The sequence below is a fragment of the Sphingomonas panaciterrae genome (assembly GCF_036890205.1).
GTDB classification, from domain to species: Bacteria; Pseudomonadota; Alphaproteobacteria; order Sphingomonadales; family Sphingomonadaceae; genus Sphingomonas; species Sphingomonas panaciterrae.
In genome coordinates, this window is sequence record NZ_JAKNQR010000002.1 from 459,174 (window position 1) to 476,576 (window position 17,403).

At 67.4% G+C, this 17,403-nt stretch carries 20 protein-coding genes; 14 read left to right on the plus strand and 6 right to left on the minus strand.

Annotated features, from left to right (window positions below; all coding sequences use genetic code 11):
• The first annotated feature begins 41 nt into the window (after positions 1-41).
• Positions 42-686: a phosphatase PAP2 family protein gene (locus L8F96_RS09165; RefSeq protein ID WP_334655827.1), complete on the plus strand. Its 645-nt coding sequence runs from the start codon at positions 42-44 to the stop codon at positions 684-686.
• A 64-nt stretch (positions 687-750) separates the two neighbouring features.
• On the opposite strand, the gene metK is transcribed toward L8F96_RS09165, so the two are convergent.
• Positions 751-1,959 (minus strand): methionine adenosyltransferase, encoded by a 1,209-nt coding sequence (gene metK / locus L8F96_RS09170; protein ID WP_334655828.1) that lies wholly within the window; start codon positions 1,957-1,959, stop codon positions 751-753.
• Positions 1,960-2,017: 58 nt separating this feature from the next.
• Entirely contained in the window at positions 2,018-3,559 is a 1,542-nt protein-coding gene (gene lnt, locus L8F96_RS09175; RefSeq protein ID WP_417158955.1) for an apolipoprotein N-acyltransferase, read from the minus strand.
• A 126-nt stretch (positions 3,560-3,685) separates the two neighbouring features.
• Here lnt and L8F96_RS09180 point away from each other — a divergent pair, with 126 nt between their 5' ends.
• Together L8F96_RS09180 and L8F96_RS09185 are read left to right on the plus strand one after the other, a co-directional pair.
• Positions 3,686-4,117: a VOC family protein gene (locus tag L8F96_RS09180; RefSeq protein WP_296218430.1), complete on the plus strand. Its 432-nt coding sequence runs from the start codon at positions 3,686-3,688 to the stop codon at positions 4,115-4,117.
• The gene (locus tag L8F96_RS09185) at positions 4,114-4,416 is read left to right on the plus strand and encodes a polyhydroxyalkanoic acid system family protein (protein WP_125945823.1); all 303 of its coding nucleotides are present in this window, start codon (positions 4,114-4,116) and stop codon (positions 4,414-4,416) included. The genes L8F96_RS09180 and L8F96_RS09185 overlap by 4 nt, the downstream gene beginning before the upstream one ends.
• 100 nt (positions 4,417-4,516) lie before the next feature.
• Here the strand turns inward: L8F96_RS09185 and L8F96_RS09190 are convergent, their stop codons facing one another.
• Genes L8F96_RS09190 through L8F96_RS09200 form a run of 3 tightly spaced genes read right to left on the minus strand, consistent with a single transcriptional unit; the run spans position 4,517 to position 7,473 of the window.
• Positions 4,517-5,530 carry an inorganic phosphate transporter gene (locus tag L8F96_RS09190; protein WP_046411063.1) on the minus strand — a complete coding sequence of 338 codons (1,014 nt, stop codon included), beginning with the start codon at positions 5,528-5,530 and terminating at the stop codon, positions 4,517-4,519.
• A gap of 14 nt (positions 5,531-5,544) precedes the next feature.
• Complete coding sequence (locus tag L8F96_RS09195) at positions 5,545-6,195, minus strand: DUF47 domain-containing protein (protein WP_046411064.1); 651 nt, start codon at positions 6,193-6,195, stop codon at positions 5,545-5,547.
• A 36-nt stretch (positions 6,196-6,231) separates the two neighbouring features.
• Positions 6,232-7,473: a penicillin-binding protein activator gene (locus L8F96_RS09200; RefSeq protein ID WP_334655830.1), complete on the minus strand. Its 1,242-nt coding sequence runs from the start codon at positions 7,471-7,473 to the stop codon at positions 6,232-6,234.
• On the opposite strand from L8F96_RS09200, the gene rsmI reads away from it, so the two are divergent.
• The 5 genes from rsmI (at position 7,472) to L8F96_RS09225 (ending at position 11,327) form a co-directional block, all read left to right on the plus strand.
• Entirely contained in the window at positions 7,472-8,317 is an 846-nt protein-coding gene (gene rsmI, locus L8F96_RS09205) for a 16S rRNA (cytidine(1402)-2'-O)-methyltransferase (RefSeq protein ID WP_046411065.1), read from the plus strand. The two genes, L8F96_RS09200 and rsmI, sit on opposite strands and share 2 nt — an antisense overlap.
• Positions 8,318-8,446: 129 nt before the next feature.
• Complete coding sequence (locus L8F96_RS09210; protein WP_046411860.1) at positions 8,447-9,139, plus strand: VIT1/CCC1 transporter family protein; 693 nt, start codon at positions 8,447-8,449, stop codon at positions 9,137-9,139.
• Positions 9,140-9,195: 56 nt separating this feature from the next.
• Positions 9,196-9,576 (plus strand): YraN family protein, encoded by a 381-nt coding sequence (locus tag L8F96_RS09215; RefSeq protein ID WP_046411066.1) that lies wholly within the window; start codon positions 9,196-9,198, stop codon positions 9,574-9,576.
• Positions 9,577-9,630: 54 nt separating this feature from the next.
• A complete protein-coding gene (gene gshB, locus L8F96_RS09220; RefSeq protein ID WP_125945826.1) occupies positions 9,631-10,590 on the plus strand; it encodes a glutathione synthase in 960 nt (319 codons plus the stop codon).
• A 122-nt stretch (positions 10,591-10,712) separates the two neighbouring features.
• Complete coding sequence (locus L8F96_RS09225; RefSeq protein WP_046411068.1) at positions 10,713-11,327, plus strand: DedA family protein; 615 nt, start codon at positions 10,713-10,715, stop codon at positions 11,325-11,327.
• Positions 11,328-11,372: 45 nt separating this feature from the next.
• Here the strand turns inward: L8F96_RS09225 and thiS are convergent, their stop codons facing one another.
• On the minus strand, positions 11,373-12,380 hold the full coding sequence (gene thiS / locus L8F96_RS09230; protein WP_145120330.1) for a sulfur carrier protein ThiS: 1,008 nt from the start codon (positions 12,378-12,380) through the stop codon (positions 11,373-11,375).
• A 101-nt stretch (positions 12,381-12,481) separates the two neighbouring features.
• On the opposite strand from thiS, the gene aroQ reads away from it, so the two are divergent.
• From aroQ to L8F96_RS09260, 6 genes are all read left to right on the plus strand, one after another.
• Positions 12,482-12,913, plus strand: coding sequence for a type II 3-dehydroquinate dehydratase (aroQ, locus tag L8F96_RS09235; RefSeq protein ID WP_334655831.1), 432 nt, complete (start codon positions 12,482-12,484; stop codon positions 12,911-12,913).
• A 35-nt stretch (positions 12,914-12,948) separates the two neighbouring features.
• Positions 12,949-13,437, plus strand: coding sequence for an acetyl-CoA carboxylase biotin carboxyl carrier protein (gene accB, locus L8F96_RS09240; RefSeq protein ID WP_046411071.1), 489 nt, complete (start codon positions 12,949-12,951; stop codon positions 13,435-13,437).
• A 1-nt stretch (position 13,438) separates the two neighbouring features.
• Entirely contained in the window at positions 13,439-14,791 is a 1,353-nt protein-coding gene (gene accC, locus L8F96_RS09245) for an acetyl-CoA carboxylase biotin carboxylase subunit (RefSeq protein ID WP_125945829.1), read from the plus strand.
• Between the two features lie 117 nt (positions 14,792-14,908).
• Entirely contained in the window at positions 14,909-15,598 is a 690-nt protein-coding gene (locus L8F96_RS09250; protein WP_046411073.1) for a hypothetical protein, read from the plus strand.
• 9 nt (positions 15,599-15,607) lie between these two features.
• Complete coding sequence (locus L8F96_RS09255; protein WP_145119454.1) at positions 15,608-15,928, plus strand: arsenate reductase family protein; 321 nt, start codon at positions 15,608-15,610, stop codon at positions 15,926-15,928.
• Complete coding sequence (locus L8F96_RS09260) at positions 15,925-17,367, plus strand: phospholipase D-like domain-containing protein (RefSeq protein ID WP_241212636.1); 1,443 nt, start codon at positions 15,925-15,927, stop codon at positions 17,365-17,367. Before L8F96_RS09255 ends, L8F96_RS09260 begins: the two co-directional genes overlap by 4 nt.
• Positions 17,368-17,403 lie beyond the last annotated feature (36 nt).

Sequence of the window (17,403 nt, forward strand, 5' to 3'; positions counted from 1 at the left end):
CGGCGGGAGCAAAGCGGCCCGCGCATCGTTTTCCGCCCGCTATGGGAAAGAAGCACAAGAAGGCGCGTGATCTCGCCAAGGCAGAGCATGACGCGATAGGCGCCACGGCAAAGGCCGCCGACCACCCGCCCGTCGCGCTGGCCGGCAAGGCGAGCGAGATCGCCGATCAGCCGCCACTCGTCGCCTTGTCGCTCGCGACGATCGGCGTCGGCCTGATGCTGCGCCGGCGCGATGTGACTCGCACCGGCACGCGCATGCTGCTCGCCCATGCGCTCGCCACCGCCGGCAAGACGGTGCTGAAACGCGCGATCGACCGCTCGCGCCCGCGCCGCGCGCTGAAGGATGGAGAGCATGAGGCGCGCGCCGGCAGCGGCAGCGACGATACCGAGTTCAATTCCTTCCCATCGGGCCACACCGCGGGCGCGGTCAGCGTGGCGGAGGCGATCGCGCGCACCGCCCCGACCTATGCCGCGCCGGCGCGCGGTGGCGCGGCGTTCGTCGCGGCGGTGCAGTTGCCGCGCGGCGCGCATTATCCCAGCGATGTCGCGGTGGGCGCCGGGATCGGCTGGATCGCCGACAGGATCGCTGGCCTGGCGATCGACGCGGGCGAACGCGCCATCGATCGCCGGCGGCAGACCAAGGAAGATGCGGGCGCGCTCGCCGAGGCGGAGGCGCATCCGAGCTGACCGGCGATATTCCGCCGGTTAGAAGAAAGGGGCCGCCGTTCCCGGCAGCCCCCTCATCAGATCATTAGGCGAGTGCCGCCTTCAGATCGTCGACCAGGTCCAGCTTCTCCCACGGGAAGAAGTCACCCTCGGCCTGACGACCGAAGTGGCCATAGGCCGCGCTGCGCTCATAGATCGGCTTGTTGAGGCCGAGGTGCGTGCGAATGCCGCGCGGCGTCAGGTCGCCCAGCTTCTCGATGCCCGCGATCGCCGCCTCGATCTTGTCGTCGCCCACCGTGCCGGTGCCATGCGTATCGACATAGAGCGACAGCGGCTTGGCGACACCGATGGCATAGGCCAGCTGGATCGTGCAGCGCTTGGCAAGGCCCGCCGCGACGATGTTCTTCGCCAGATAGCGGGTGATGTACGCCGCCGATCGATCGACCTTGGTCGGATCCTTGCCGCTGAACGCGCCGCCGCCGTGCGGGCTCGCGCCGCCGTACGTATCGACAATGATCTTGCGGCCGGTGAGGCCAGCGTCGCCGTCCGGCCCGCCGATCTCGAAGCTGCCCGTCGGGTTGATGTGATAGACGGTGGCGTCGGACAGCAGCTCTGCCGGCAGCACATCGGCCACCACCTTCTTCACATAAGCGTGAAGCTCGGCTTCCTGCTCGCCCTTGTCATAGCCGGCGGCATGCTGCGTCGAAACGACGATCGCGGTGCAGGCGACGGGCTTGCCATCCTCGAAGCGCAGCGTGACCTGGCTCTTGGCGTCCGGCTCCAGGAACGGTGCCGCGCCCGAGTGACGGTCGTCGGCCATGCGCTGCAGGATGCGGTGGCTGTAGTAGAGCGTCGCGGGCATGAGATCCGGCGTCTCGTCGCAGGCGAAGCCAAACATGATGCCCTGGTCGCCGGCGCCTTCGTCCTTGCTCGCGCTCGCATCGACACCCTGCGCGATCTGCACCGACTGGCCGTGCAGATTGTTCTGGAAGCGGAAGCTCTCCCAGTGGAAGCCCTCCTGCTCATAGCCGATGCGCTTCACCGTGTTGCGGACCGTTGCCTCGATCTCTTCCTTGGCGCCCGGCACCCACTCGCCATTTTCGTACACGCCCTTGCAGCGGATCTCGCCCGCCAGCACGACCAGCTGCGTGGTGGTCAGCGTCTCGCAGGCGATGCGTGCCTCCGGGTCCTTGGACAGGAACAGATCGACGATCGCGTCGGAGATCTGATCGGCGACCTTGTCCGGGTGGCCCTCGGAAACCGATTCGCTGGTGAACAGATACGATTGGCGCATGGTTACTCCGCCTGAGCTGGTGAGGGAGATAAGGATATAAAGATAGCTTTATATGGCTCTACCGATGGCGGCGGCGGATGGCAATGGCTGCCCCCGCCAGCAGCAGCGCCGTCAGCCCCGCCAGCCAGTTGCCCCACCGCGAGAAAAAGGTCGGCGGCAGCGGCTCGGGAATCGCCACCTCGATCGCGCCAGCCTTCTGATGCGGCACCGTGCTCACCAGCCGGCCATCCGCGGCGATCACGGCGGAAATGCCGTTGGGGGTGGCGCGAATGACCGGCAGCCCTTCCTCGATCGCGCGCAACCGTGCCTGCGCCAGATGCTGCGGCGGTCCCCAGCTGCCGAACCAGGCATCGTTGGACGGATTGAAGATCAGCCGCGGCCGGTGCGCCGGATCGACCACCTCGCCCGAGAAGATGATCTCGTAGCAGATCTGCATCCCGATCGACCCGAAGCCGGGCACCTCCAGCGCGCGCGGCCCCGGCCCCTCGGCAAAGTCCATCGAACCCGGCACCAGTCGCGCCAGCCCGAGCGGCTTCAACAGCCAGGGCATCGGCAGATACTCGCCATAAGGCACCAGATGCGCCTTGTCGTAGCGGCCGCGGATGCGCGCACGCGGATCGATCGCAAAGACCGAATTGGTCGCGGTGGTCGCCGTCCCCGCCTTGTCGAACTGGAGCGCCGTGCCGCCAGTCAGCAGGATGTCCCGCGGGCCAAGCAGCTTCGCCATCCGCCAGCGGAGCCAGAACGGATCGGCATCATAGACATAGTCGGGATAGCCATCCTCGAAATAGTCGCGGATGACGCCTTCCGGCCACAGGATCAGCCGCGGCGCCTCGCCCGGCCGGCCCGACAGCTCCGACAGGCGGGCGAGCATCATCTCCCCGTCGCTCTCCCCACGCTGGTCCTGCGGCACGTTCGGCTGCACGACCCGCACCCGCGGCGTGTCGATCGCCACTGGCCCGTCCGCGTCGCGATAGCTGAACAGCTGCGCCGCGATCAGTGCGGCAAATCCCGCCAGCGCAGTGGCGACCGGCGCCGGCCGACGCGGCAGGAGCAGCAGGCTTCCCGCCAGCAGCACGGTCAGCCCCGACAGGGCATAGGTGCCGACCCAGGCCGACAGCGCCGCAACCGGCTGCACCGGCACCCAGATCACGCCGATCGGATCCCAGGCATAGCCGGTGAACATCACGCTGCGCAGCCATTCGGCGACGATCCACGCCGCGGCGAACGCCAGCACATAGGCGGCGTCCACACGGGTCCCGCGCATCTTCCACGCCAGCCCCGCGGCGAGCGCCGGATAGACGGCGAGATACAGTGCCAGCGCGATCGGCGCAGCATAGCCAAGCTCCGCCGGCATCGCATCCTGGAAGGTAAAGGCGTGCTGGAACCAATTGTTATTGATCGTGAAATGCCCCATCCCGAACATCCACCCGCGCCACAGCGCTGCCTTCAGCGTGGGCGCCCGATGCACCAGTAGGATCAGCAGCGAGAGCGCGGCAATGGTCAGCGGCCACAGCTGCAACGGGGCAAAGCCACAGGCTGCCGCCGCACCCAACAGCAGCGCGGCCAGCCGCGGATATTTATCGAGGAGGGACATCATTGCCCGTCCCGCTACCAAATGATGCGCCCGGCGGGGAGAGGCGATACGCGCGGCGGCTCACCGCGCAGAAGCACTGGCGCCCTCACCCCCTTCCCGCTGGCGCCGCAGTTAGTGTATCAACCGCGCATGACACTGCGCCCCTTTCACCTCGCCTTTCCGGTCCATGATCTCGCCGCCGCGCGTGCCTTCTACGGCGGCGTGCTCGGTTGCCGCGAGGGTCGCTCCAGCGACCGCTGGATCGACTTCGATCTCGGCGGGCATCAGATCGTCGCCCATCTCGACGATACCGCGCGCCCGGCCGGCGCGAGCAACCCTGTCGACGGGCATGACGTGCCCGTGCCGCATTTCGGCGTGGTACTGACGATGGCGGACTGGCAGGCGCTGGCCGCTCGGGTTGAGGCGGCCGGGGTGCCGTTCGGGATCGCGCCGCACGTCCGCTTCAAGGGGCAGCCCGGCGAGCAGGCGACGATGTTCTTTCGCGATCCCTCCGGTAACGCGCTGGAGTTCAAGGCGTTTGCCGACGACGCCCAATTGTTTGCCACGGAGTTCACGGCATGAGCGCCCCGATCGAAGTTGATATCCCGCACCAGCTCGGCACCGCCGCCGCCAAGCAGCGGATCGGCAGCAGCTTCGGCAAGCTGGCGGATTTCATTCCCGGCGGCGCGATCACCGAACATCGCTGGGAGGGCGATTCGCTGACCTTCACCGTGGAGGGTCTGGGGCAGCGCGTCGGCGCCCGGCTCGACGTTAGCGACAGCAACGTCCACGCCACCTTCGAATTGCCGGCGTTCCTCGCCATGTTCTCCGACAAGATCCGCGACAAGCTGCAGCGTGAGGCGCCCAAGCTCCTCCAATAGCCGTGGATGAAAAAGGGCCGCGCTCCCGGGTGGAAGCGCAGCCCTTTTTTTATGCCAACGCATCACGAAGCGCAGGCAAGTCGTTTTGGTTAAACGATAATCAGAACAGCAGCGTAAGCCCATAAAAGGCGCTGCCAACGATCGCCGAGCACGGAATCGTGATGATCCACGCGACCACCACGTTGCTCGCCGTGCCCCATCGCACCGCGGAGGTGCGGCGTGCGACGCCCGATCCGATGATCGCGCCCGTGATGGTGTGGGTGGTCGACACCGGGATGCCCATCGCCGAGGCGGCGAACAGCACGATCGATCCGCCGGTCGAGGCTGCAAAACCCTGATGCTGCGACAATTTGGTGATCCGCGAGCCCATCGTCTCGATGATCTTCCACCCGCCCGACAAGGTGCCGAGCGCGATCGCGACATAGCAGCTGATCGCCACCCAGTGCGGCACTTCGAACTCGCCGGTCAGCTGGCCGGTCGAATACAGCAGCACGGTGATGATCCCCATCGTCTTCTGCGCGTCGTTGAGCCCGTGGCTCAGCGAATAGGCAGCCGACGATACGAGATGCAGCGAACGGAAGGTTCGTTCCGCCTGGCGGGCGGTATAGCGGCGCAGCGCCCAGCTGCTCGCCAGCATCACCAGCAGCGCCAGGATCATGCCCAGCGTCGGCGACACGACGATGGCCACCATGGTCTTGGTGAGCCCGCCGACATGGATGCTGTGCACGCTGGCATGGGTCACGCCAGCACCGACCAGCCCGCCGACCAGCGCGTGGCTGGACGATGAGGGGATACCCTTCTGCCACGTCACGACGTTCCAGAACATCGCCCCGCCCAGCGCACCGAAGATGACGGCTGGCGTGACAACATCCTGATCGATCAGTCCCTTGCCGATCGTTTCTGCAACAGCATGCAAGCTGGGAAAGGCAAGGGTGACGAAATAGGCGGCGAAGTTGAAGAAGGCGGCAAAGGCCACCGCCTGCACCGGCGACAGCAGGCGCGTGGCAACGACGGTGGCGATGGAATTGGCTGCATCGTGCAGCCCGTTGAGAAAATCGAACGCAAGCGCGACGAGGATCAGGCCGACGAGCAGCGGGAACGCGAGTTCATGCATGGGGCTGCGATCGCTCAGGCGTGATCGATGACGATGCCGTCGATCTCGTTCGCCACGTCCTCGAACGCGTCAGAGATCTTCTCGAGATGCTTGTAGATTTCGCGGTCGACGACGAACTGCATCGCGTCCCCGCCCTCATGGTGATGCTTTTCGAAGAGGCGGCGCAGGCCCTGTTCGTGGAGGCCGTCAACCTCGCCCTCCAGCCGCACCAGTCGCTCCGTCAGCGTGTGCAGGCGGGGGCCGTTGCGCGCGACATCCCGCAGCAATTGCATCGCCTCGACCGACACGCGCGACGCCTCCAGCATCAGCTTGGACATGGCGTGCATGTCGGGCGCGAAGCTGCGTACGCCGTAGAGGCTCACTGCGGTCAGTGCCGCGTCCATCGCGTCGATCGCATCGTCCATGCGGTTGATTAGATCGCTGATCGCGCTGCGATCGAACGGCGTCAGGAAGGTGACGCGGACGGTCTGCAGCACGGTGCGGGTGATATCGTCGGCCTGGTGCTCATAATCCTTCACCTCGGCGATCAGCGCGTCGATGTCGCCGTCACCGGCGAAGATCTTGGTGGTGGCCTCCGCAGCCTTCAGCGTCACCGCCGCATGCGCGTCAAATAGTTCAAAGAAATTGCCGCGCTTGGGAAGAAGGCGCTGGAACCAGGCGAACATCAAGAGAATCCTTGAAGAGAAACAGAGGAATAGGGATCAGCGCCCGAAACTGGCGGGCGCCGGTGACACGACGGCAGTGTTGCCGCTGCGGATTTCCTGAACTTCCAGCGCGCGCTCGGCGATGCCGTCCCGGCCGAAGCGGAAGGCACCATCGATGCCGGAGAAGCCCTCGCCCGACCGCAGCCGCGCTTCGGGGAAGGGCGCGCCGACCTTCCAGTCGCGCGCAATGCGTGCCGTCAGCAGCACCGCATCATAGCCAAGGCTCGACAGGCGATACGGTGCGGCGCCGAAGCGGGCGCGATATTTGGTCGCATATTGGCGGTACAAACCATTGGAAACACTGGCATACCATGCGCCGTTCAGCGCCGGACGCGCGGCCACGCCGCTGTCGGTGTTCCACAATTCGGTGCCCATCACCTTCATGTCCGGGCTGGTCTTGCGCAGCAGCGGCACGGCGGCGGCGGCGGTCCCGGCCGAATCGGCGATTAGCACCCCGTCGAACGGCGCGTCCTTGGCCATCCGCGTCACCGCGGCGCCGATCGCGCCGGGGGTGCGGTCATAGGTCTGCAACGCCACCACGCGCCCGCCAGCGGATTCGACCGCGCGCAGGAACGTGGTGGAGGCGCGGGTGCCATAAAGCGCGTTGGGGACCAGCCCGCCGAAATTGGTGACCCCCTTGCTGCGCGCATAATCGACCACCCGCTCGATCGACTGCGACGGGGTATAGCCCATCAGGTACACGCCATCGCCCGCGACGCTGACGTCGTTCGAAAAGGACAGCACCGGCACCCCCGCGCGCCGCGCGATCGGCGCCACCACGCGCACGTCATCGGCCAGCAGCGGCCCGAGAATCAGCTGCGCCCCATCCGCCACCGCGCGCTGGGCGGCTGCTGCGGCGCCTTGCGCCGTGTCATAGTTGGTGACGCGAATCTGCTCGTTCTTGGTGTCGAGCAGCGCCAGCTGCGTCGCATTGGCGAGGCTCTTGCCCACTCCCGCATTGGCGCCCGACAGCGGCACGAGCAGCGCGACCCGATTGCGCGCGGTATCGCGCGGGATGCCCGCTTCCACGCCGACATCGGGCCGGGTGCTGGGCGGCGGCGCCTTGGTCGGCGGCGGCGCGGAGGGGCCCCGCGGGACAACGGTGGAGCAGGCAGAGACCAGCAGCGCGGTGAGCGCGACAGCCACCGGGCCGGCGATGCGGCGCGGCGATGACACGCCTCCGGGAATTCCACGAACGATCACGTTCGCCCGTTGCGATACGGTTGCGGCCTCTGCCATGACACTCCTCGTGGAAAACCTAAGTCCCGGCCTGTACATCGTCGCAACCCCGATCGGCAATCTCGGGGACCTGTCTCCACGCGCCGCCGATATTCTGTCGCGCGCGGCCGTAGTCGCTGCAGAAGACACTCGTGTTACAGCTGTGTTACTACGGCACATCGGGACGAAGCGCCCGATGGTCCCCTATCACGATCACAATGCCGATCAGATGCGGCCGCAATTGATCGCCCGCATGGCGAGCGAAGCGGTCGCGCTGGTGTCCGACGCCGGCACGCCGCTGATCTCCGATCCCGGTTACAAGCTGGTGCGCGATGCCCGCGCCGCCGGCCATGCGGTGGTCACCATCCCGGGGCCGTGCGCCGCAATCGCCGCGCTGACGCTCGCCGGCCTGCCCACCGACCGCTTCCTTTTTGCCGGCTTCCTGCCCTCCAAGGCAAAGGCGCGCAGCGAGACGATCGCGGAGCTCGGCGCGATCCGCGCGACGCTGGTGCTGTACGAGAGCGGCCCCCGCCTCGCCGCGACGCTCGCCGCGCTGGCGGAAGGGTTGGGCGATCGCGATGCCGCGGTCACGCGCGAGATCACCAAACGCTATGAGGAAGCGGTGACCGGCACGCTCCCCGTCCTTGCCGCGCGCTATGCCGATGCCCCGCCCAAGGGGGAGATCGTGATCGTCGTCGGCCCGCCGGGTGAGCCGCCCCCCGCCAGCTCCGAGGATGCCGACGCCGCATTGGTCGAGGCGCTGACCCGGCTCCCGGTCGCCAAGGCTGCCGGAGAGGTCGCAAAAAAGTTCGGGCTCGATCGCAAGGAACTCTACGCCCGGGCCCTCGCGCTGAAGGACGCCTAGCCACCGACCACTCCCGATTCGTTGGGGGCTGAGGGCGTCGCGCGCATCACCCCTCGCCCTCCTCCTCCGGGCGCGCTAGCATCGCTTCTGCGCCCTCGGGCTGGCGCAGGCGATGGGCGAGGCAGCATGATGCGGACGCACAAGGAAAGCCATCTTGTCACGCGAGTCGGCTGGCTCCGCGCGGCCGTGCTGGGCGCCAATGACGGGATCGTCTCCACCTCCAGCCTGATCCTCGGCGTCGCCTCGGCGGGGTCGAGCCATGGCGCGGTGCTGACCGCCGGGGTCGCCTCGCTGGTCGCCGGCGCGATGTCGATGGCGGCGGGCGAATATGTCTCCGTCAGCTCGCAGGCCGACACCGAGAAATCGGACCTTGCGCGTGAACGCCGCGAACTCGCCACCCAGCCGGAGGCGGAGCTGCAGGAACTGACCGGCATCTACATCGATCGCGGCGTCGACCCCGCCACCGCGCGCACGGTCGCCACGCAGATGATGGCGCATGACGCACTTCAGGCGCACGCCCGTGATGAGCTCCACATCACTGACGAGACGATCGCCCGCCCGGTCGTCGCTGCCATGGCGAGCGCCGCGAGCTTCACCGTGGGGGCGGCGCTGCCGCTCGCGCTCACCGCCGCGCTGCCGCTCGCCACGATAGGACCGGGCGTGGCGATCGGATCGATCCTGTTCCTTGCGCTGCTCGGCGCGATCGGCGCGCGCACCGGCGGCGCCCCCATGATGCGCGCAGTCGTGCGCGTCGTCTTCTGGGGCGCGATGGCGATGGCGCTGACCTCATTGGTCGGGAAGCTGTTCGGCGCCGCCGTCTGATCGCGCGGCGCGGACCGGCACTTGCGCAGCCACGCGCGCCTGCCACACTGCGCCTGATGCCGCCCGCCCCGCCCTCCCGCAGCAGCGACGATCGCCGCCGCGCCGACGCCGCCGGACGGCGTGGCGAGCGATTCGCCGGATGGTGGCTGCGACTGAAAGGCTGGCAGATCCTCGACCAGCGCGTCCGCACCCCCGCCGGGGAGGTCGATCTGGTGGCGAAGCGCGGCGCGCTGATCGCCTTTATCGAGGTGAAGACTCGCGCCACCGCCGCCGCGCTCGACATGGCGATCGACCAGCGCCGGCTGGCACGCGTCGCTGCGGCCGCGGAATATCTGATGCCGCGCTATGCACTGGACGGCGAAGACATCCGCGTCGACGTCGTCCTGCTCGCCCCCGGCACCGCGCCGCGCCATATCGAGAATGCCTGGATCGGGTGACAATCCGGCGCCGCGCGCCTACCTCCCGCCACGCATCCTGTGTGGAGGAACACCTTGGCCCTGACCGTCGCCGTCCAGATGGACCCGCTCGAAACGATCAACATCGCGGGCGATTCCAGCTTCGCCCTGATGCTCTCCGCGCAGCAGCGCGGCCATCGCCTGTTCCATTACGCCGCGGAGGATCTGAACTGGTCCAACGGCCGCTTGTGGACCAAGGCGCGGCCCGTCACGGTGCAGCGGGTCGCGGGCGACCATTTCACCGCCGGCGCCCCGGTCAGCCTCGATCTGGGCGAGGAGGCGGACGTGGTCCTGATGCGCCAGGACCCGCCGTTCGATCTCGGCTATATCACTGCCACTCACTTGCTGGAGCGGATCTCGGACCGCACGCTCGTCGTCAACGATCCTGCGAGCGTGCGCAACGCCCCCGAAAAGGTGTTCGTGCTCGATTATGCGCGCTTCATGCCGCCGACGCTCGTCACCCGCTCGCTCGATGAGGCGCGCGCCTTCCTGAAGGAACATGGCGCGATCGTCGTGAAGCCGCTGCACGGCAATGGCGGCAAGGCGATCTTCCGCGTCGGGCCGGAGGGCGAGAACCTCTCCGCGCTGATCGAGGTGTTCAACCAGACGTGGCGCGAACCGCACATGGTGCAGGCCTTCCTTCCCGGCGTGGCGCAAGGCGACAAGCGGATCGTGCTGGTCGATGGCGAGGTCGCCGGCGCGATCAACCGCCTGCCGGGTGAGGGCGAGTTCCGCAGCAACCTAGCGGTCGGCGGCTCGGCGGAAAAGACCGAGCTTACGGCGCGAGAGCGGGAAATCTGCGACGCGCTGGGGCCGGAGCTGAAGCGACGCGGGCTTATCTTCGTGGGGATCGACGTGATCGCGGGGCAGTGGCTGACGGAGATCAACGTCACCTCCCCCACCGGCATCGTCGCGATCGAGCGGTTCGACGGCACCGATGTCGCCGGCCTGATCTGGGACGCGATCGAGCGCCGCATCGCGGAACGATCCCGCTAGGACGCGCGCTTTCGCCCCTGCGACACGCTCGATCGACCGGGCTGGTCCTGCGCGGGACAGATCACCCCGCCATGGCCGACCGGCAGATGTGCTGCATGGACCGGTGATCTTCTCAGAGGCGCATGACCGAATTCATCATCGATTGGATCGCCTGGGGCGGCTACATCGGCATCTTCCTGCTGATGGCGCTGGAAAACGTGGTGCCGCCCGTCCCGTCGGAAGTGATCATGGGCCTCGGCGGCATCGCCGTCGCGCGCGGCGACATGGCGATGATCCCGCTGATCCTGTGGGGCACCGCGGGCACCACCGTGGGCAACATGTTCTGGTATGAAATCGGGCGCCGCATGGGCGTGGTGCGGTTCAAGCCGTTCGTCGACCGGCACCAGCGATGGCTGACGATGGACTGGGAGGATGTGGAGCGGCTCAACCGCTTCTTCCACCGCCATGGCCATTGGGTCGTATTCGTCTTCCGCTTCCTGCCCAGCTTCCGCACGCTGATCTCGCTGCCCGCCGGCATGGCGAAGATGCCGCTGTGGAAGTTCCTGCTGTTCACCTTTGTGGGCAGCGCGATCTGGAACACCGTGCTCGCCGGGGCCGGCCTGTTCCTCGGCCGGCGGTTCGAGGAGCTTGATCGCTATGTCGGGCCGGTCGCGATCGGCCTGACCGTGCTGATCATTGCCGGCTATCTCTACCGGGTCATCACCTGGAAACCGAGCGGCGAGCGTCCGGGCAACTGACCGGCCCGCCCGCGCCGCAGGACGCGGCGGCGCGGGGGCAGGACATCAGATCAGGCCCGCGAGTGGCGAGGACGGGTCGGCGTAGCGGCGGATTCCCATCCGGCCGGCGCGATAGGACAGGCGCCCCGCCTCGACCGCGGACTTCATCGCCGCCGCCATCAGGATCGGGTCCTTCGCCTCGGCGATCGCAGTGTTCATCAGCACGCCGTCGCAGCCAAGCTCCATCGCCACCGCCGCGTCGGATGCCGTGCCGACGCCGGCGTCGACCAGCACCGGCACCTTTGCGCCCTCCACGATCAGGCGGATCGTCACCCGGTTCTGGATGCCAAGCCCCGATCCGATCGGCGCACCCAGCGGCATGATCGCCACCGCGCCCGCATCTTCCAGCTGCTTCGCGGCGATCGGGTCATCGACGCAATAGACCATCGGCTTGAAGCCCTCCTTCACCAGGACCTCGGTCGCCTTCAGCGTCTCGCGCATGTCGGGGTAGAGCGTGCGCGCCTCGCCCAGCACCTCCAGCTTCACCAGATCCCAGCCGCCCGCCTCGCGCGCCAGCCGCAGCGTGCGGATCGCCTCGTCCGCGGTGAAGCAGCCGGCGGTGTTGGGCAGATAGGTGAACTTCTTGGGATCGATGAAGTCGGTCAGCATCGGCGCCTTGGGATCGCTGACATTGACGCGGCGCACCGCGACGGTGACGATCTCCGCCCCCGATGCCTCCAGTGCGGCGGCGTTCTGCGCGAAATCCTTGTACTTGCCGGTGCCGACGATCAGCCGCGACCGAAACGTCTTGCCGGCAACGCTCCACGTGTCGTCGCCGCCGGATACAGCATGGTCGCCGCCGCCGACGAAATGGACGATCTCTATATCGTCGCCATCCTCGACACACACATCCGCGAGAGTCGAACGCGGCACCACTTCCAGGTTGCGCTCCACCGCGACCTTCTCGGGCACCAGCCCGAGTTCGGTCGCCAGTTGCGCCAGGGTCAGGCCGGCGCTGACACGGCGATGCGCGCCGTTCACGGTGATCGATACGGTTCCGTCGGTGTGGGGCATGATATCCTTTGCGGGGCTGCGCGCCCCATCGTCCTGGCAGGCGGGGTGATTTGCCTTCCACCTAGGCTTGGCGCACATGGCGTTCAAGGAAGGAGCCGCCTTTGCCTCTCGTCTATGTCCTGAACGGGCCGAACCTGAACCTGCTCGGCACGCGTGAGCCGGAGATCTACGGCCATGACACGCTGGACGATATCGCCGGCCAGCTCGAGGATCGCGGTCGCGAGCTCGGCCTCGAAATCGACATGCGCCAGTCCAACCACGAGGGGCATCTGGTCGACTGGCTGCACGAGGCGCAGGCTCAGGGCGCCCGCGCCGTGTTGCTGAACGCGGGCGCCTTCACCCACACCTCGATCGCGATTTACGACGCGATCAAGTCCGTCCGCACCCCGGTGATCGAGGTGCATCTGTCCAATCCGCACAATCGCGAAGAATTTCGCCATGTCTCCTTTGTGGGGCGTGCGGCACGGGGAACTATCGCCGGGTTCGGCGCGATGTCATATCTGCTCGCGCTTGAAGCGGCGGCGCGATTCTGACACAGCGCGCGCCCTGTTACAGGGAAGGGCTCGCAATGAGCGATAAGGAACATGGAGCGATGAAGGTCGACGTCGATCTCGTCCGCCAGCTTGCCGAGCTGCTCGACGCAACGCAGCTCACCGAGATTGAGGTCGAGGACGGCGACCGCCGCATCCGCGTCGCGCGGGAAGTGACCGCCGCACCGGCCGTTTACCACGCACCGGCGCCCGCCGCTGCTGCCGCGCCGGCACCGGCGTCGGCCACCGCCGCGCTGCCGCATGCAGAGCCGGCCGCTGCCGAGCCGTCGCTTGCCAATGCGGTCCGCTCGCCGATGGTCGGCACCGCCTATCTCGCCGCCGAGCCGGGCGCCGCGGCGTTCGTCGCGATCGGCAAGCAGGTGCAGGCTGGCGACACTTTGCTGATCGTCGAGGCGATGAAGGTCATGAACCCGATCACCGCGCCCAGCGCCGGTACGGTTAAGGCGATCCTGGTCGACAACGGCCAGCCGGTCGAGTTTGATCAGCCGCTGGTGGTCGTCGAGTAAGATGCCCGAGATCAAGAAGCTCCTGATCGCCAATCGTGGTGAGATCGCGCTGCGTATCCACCGCGCCTGCCACGAAATGGGGATCAAGACCGTCGCGGTGCACTCCACCGCCGATGCGGACGCCATGCATGTCCGCCTCGCGGATGAGGCGATCTGCATCGGCCCGCCGTCCGCGGCGGAGAGCTACCTCAACATCGCCAACATCATTTCCGCGGCCGAGATCTCGGGCGCGGACGCGATCCACCCGGGCTATGGCTTCCTCAGCGAAAACGCCAAGTTCGCCGAGATCGTCGAGGCGCACGGCCTGATCTTCGTCGGCCCCAAGCCCGAGCATATCCGCACCATGGGCGACAAGGTGGAGGCAAAGCGCACCGCCGGCGCGCTCGGCCTGCCGCTGGTCCCTGGTTCGGACGGCGCGCTGACCGATTCGGCGGAGGCCAAGCGCCTCGCGCGCGACATCGGCTATCCGGTGCTGATCAAGGCCGCATCGGGCGGCGGCGGCCGCGGCATGAAGGTCGTGCCGTCGGAGGACATGATGGACACGCTGATGGCGCAGGCCGGCAGCGAGGCGAAGGCCGCGTTCGGCGACGCCACCGTCTACATGGAAAAGTACCTCGGCAATCCGCGGCACATCGAATTCCAGGTGTTCGGCGACGGCAATGGCAATGCCATCCACCTCGGCGAGCGTGACTGCTCGCTGCAGCGCCGCCACCAGAAGGTGCTGGAGGAGGCGCCCTCGCCCGTCATCACGGCCGAGGAGCGTGAGCGGATGGGCGGCATCGTCGCCAAGGCGATGGCCGACATGGGCTATCGCGGCGCCGGCACGATCGAGTTCCTGTGGGAAGACGGTGAGTTCTACTTCATCGAGATGAACACCCGCCTGCAGGTGGAGCATCCGGTGACGGAGGCGATCACCGGCCTCGACCTCGTTCGTGAGCAGATCCGCATCGCGGAGGGGCATCCGCTGACGCTGCGGCAGGAGGATGTCATCTTCCGCGGCCACGCCATCGAATGCCGCATCAATGCCGAGGATCCGCGTACCTTCGCGCCCTCGCCTGGCCTCGTGAAGCAATATCACGCCCCCGGCGGCATGCACGTGCGCGTCGATTCGGGCCTCTACGCCGGCTACAAGGTGCCGCCCTATTACGACAGCATGATCGCCAAGCTGATCGTCTATGGCACCACCCGCCAGGGCGCGCTTCGCCGCCTGCGTCGCGCGCTGGAGGAATTCGTCATCGACGGGATGAAGACCACCATCCCGCTCCACCAGGCGCTGCTGGACGATCCGGAGTTCCAGGAGGGCGAATATACCATCAAGTGGCTGGAGGACTGGCTGGCCAAGCAGCAGGCCTAGTCACGCCTTTCCCCGCGGCCGCGCATGGATGCCTGCGCCGCGGGGCCACCGCCCGCCCCTCGACATGACGCGCGCATTGCGTTGCGCTAGGCTCCCCCCTCACGGACGGGAGGAACCATGTTCATCGGCCATTACGCGCCGGCACTTCTTGCAGCCGCCCTGCCCCATGCGCCGCGGCTCGGCACGCTCTTCGTCGCCGCCCAATTGGTCGATCTCGCCTTCTTCGCGCTGACCTTGCTCAACATCGAACATCTGCGGCTGGTGCCCGGCAGCAATGCGCAGACCTCGCTCGATCTGTATCACATGCCCTATACGCACAGCCTGCTCGGCACGACGGCCTTTGCCGCCTTCTGGGTCGCCGGCGCGCGGCTGTCGCATGTGCCGTGGCACGCAACCATGATCGGCGCGCTGGTGGTGCTGTCGCATTGGCCGATCGACTGGCTGGTCCATCTTCCCGACCTTACGCTCGCCGGCCAGCCGCCAAAGCTGGGCCTTGGCCTTTGGGCGACCCCGCTCGTCGCCCGCCCGCTGGAGCTGGCGCTGACCGCCGCCGCCTTCGCCTGGTACGTGAGACGCACGCGCCCCGCGGGGCGTTATGCGACACTTGCCCTCGTCACGCTGGCGGCCGCGATGCTGGCGGCGCAACTGGTCGATTGGTCCGCGGCGCCGCCGACCCGCATCGTCGACCCGATCCACCCCGCGCTGCCGCTCACCGCGCTGGCCGCTTTCACCGTGCTTGCGCTGCTCGCGACCTGGGTCGGCCGCACCCGTCGCTTCGCGCTTGGTCCACGCCTGCGGACGCTATAGACGGGGCCAATGAAGGCGACGATCTGGCACAATCCCCGCTGCTCCAAATCCCGGCAGGCGCTCGCGCTGCTTGAGGATGCGGGGGCGAGCGTCACGGTGGTCGAATATCTGAAGGCACCGCCGACGCGCGATGAACTCGCCCGGCTTTACGCCCGCGGCGGGATCGCCCCGCGCGACGCGCTGCGAAAGGATGCGCCGGCGGTCGACAGCGATGCCGCCGCGCTCGACCTGATGGCCAGCGATCCGGCAACGATCGAACGGCCGTTGGTCGAAACGGAGAAGGGCGTGGTGCTGGCCCGCCCGCCCGAGCGGCTTCGCGACATTCTGTGACGCTCGACGAGAAGAGCCGCTGGCGTGTCGAGCGCGCCTCGCGCGCGGCCGTGATCGTCGACGCCGATGATTATTTCCGCCTCGCCCGCGCGGCGATGATGAAGGCACAAAAGCAGATCCTGCTGGTCGGCTGGGATTTCGATGCCCGCATCCGGCTGGCGTGGAAGAACGAGCCGCCCGGCGTCCCGACCGAGGTGGGCGAGTTCATCAACTGGCTGGTGAAGCGCCAGCCGGACCTGAACGTCTATATCCTGCGCTGGGACAAGGGGGCGCTGAAGACGCTGTTTCGCGGCAAGACGCTGCTGACGCTGACCAAATGGCGTTTCCTGCGAAAGCGGATCCATCTGAAGCTCGACGCGCATCATCCGATCGGCGCCTCGCATCATCAGAAGATCGTGGTGATCGACGATTGCCTCGCCTTTTGCGGCGGCATCGACATGACCGACGAGCGGTGGGACACCCGCCAGCATCGTGACGAGGACCCGCATCGCACGTCGCCCAACGGCTTTGCCAATGCGCCCTGGCACGATGCCACCACTGCGCTGCAGGGCCCCGTCGCAACCGCGCTGGGGGAGCTGTGTCGCGCTCGCTGGGAAATCGCCGGCGGGGAACCGATCGCGGCGCCGGTCGGTGAAAATGATTGCTGGCCGCAGGATCTCGAACCGGATTTCCGCGACATCGACGTCGCCATCTCCCGCTCGCAGCCCGATCACGGCGGTCAGCCCGAGGTGCGCGAGATCGAGAATCTCTATCTCGAACTGATCGGCCGCGCGAAGCGGCGGATCTATGCCGAAAGCCAGTATTTCGCCTCGCGCCGTGTCGCCGAGGCGATCGGCAAGCGGCTGGATGAGCCCGATGGCCCCGAGATCGTCATCATCAATCCGGTCACGGCGCAGGGCTGGCTGGAGCCGGTGGCGATGGATACCGCCCGCGCGCGGCTGTTCCAGGCGCTGAAGCAGCGCGACACCCACAATCGGCTGCGCATGTATCATCCGCACACCGCCGGCGGCACGCCGATCTATGTCCACGCCAAGGTGCTGGTGATCGATGAGGACGTGATCCGCGTCGGCTCGTCCAACTTCAACAATCGCTCGCTCCGGCTCGACACCGAATGCGACGTGACGATCGAACATGACGGCGACCGTATCGCCGCAATCCGCGACGATCTGATCGCCGAGCATCTCGCGGTCGAACCGGCCGAGGTAACCGCCGCTATCGCCCAGCATGGCCTGATCGGCGCGATCGAGCGGCTGCGGGGCCAGGGCAAGACGCTCATCCCCTATGAGGTGCCCGACCTGTCGAGCGTCGAGGAATGGCTGGCCGACAACAAGATCCTCGATCCCGAAGGGCCGGGCGAGATGTTCGAGGCATTGTCAGCGCGCAAGCCGCTGCTCGGCCGGCTGCGCCAGCGGATCGGGCGGCGGCGCCAGCGGCGGTGACGCGGTTGCGGCGCTGATCTGCGCGTGGCTGGTGAC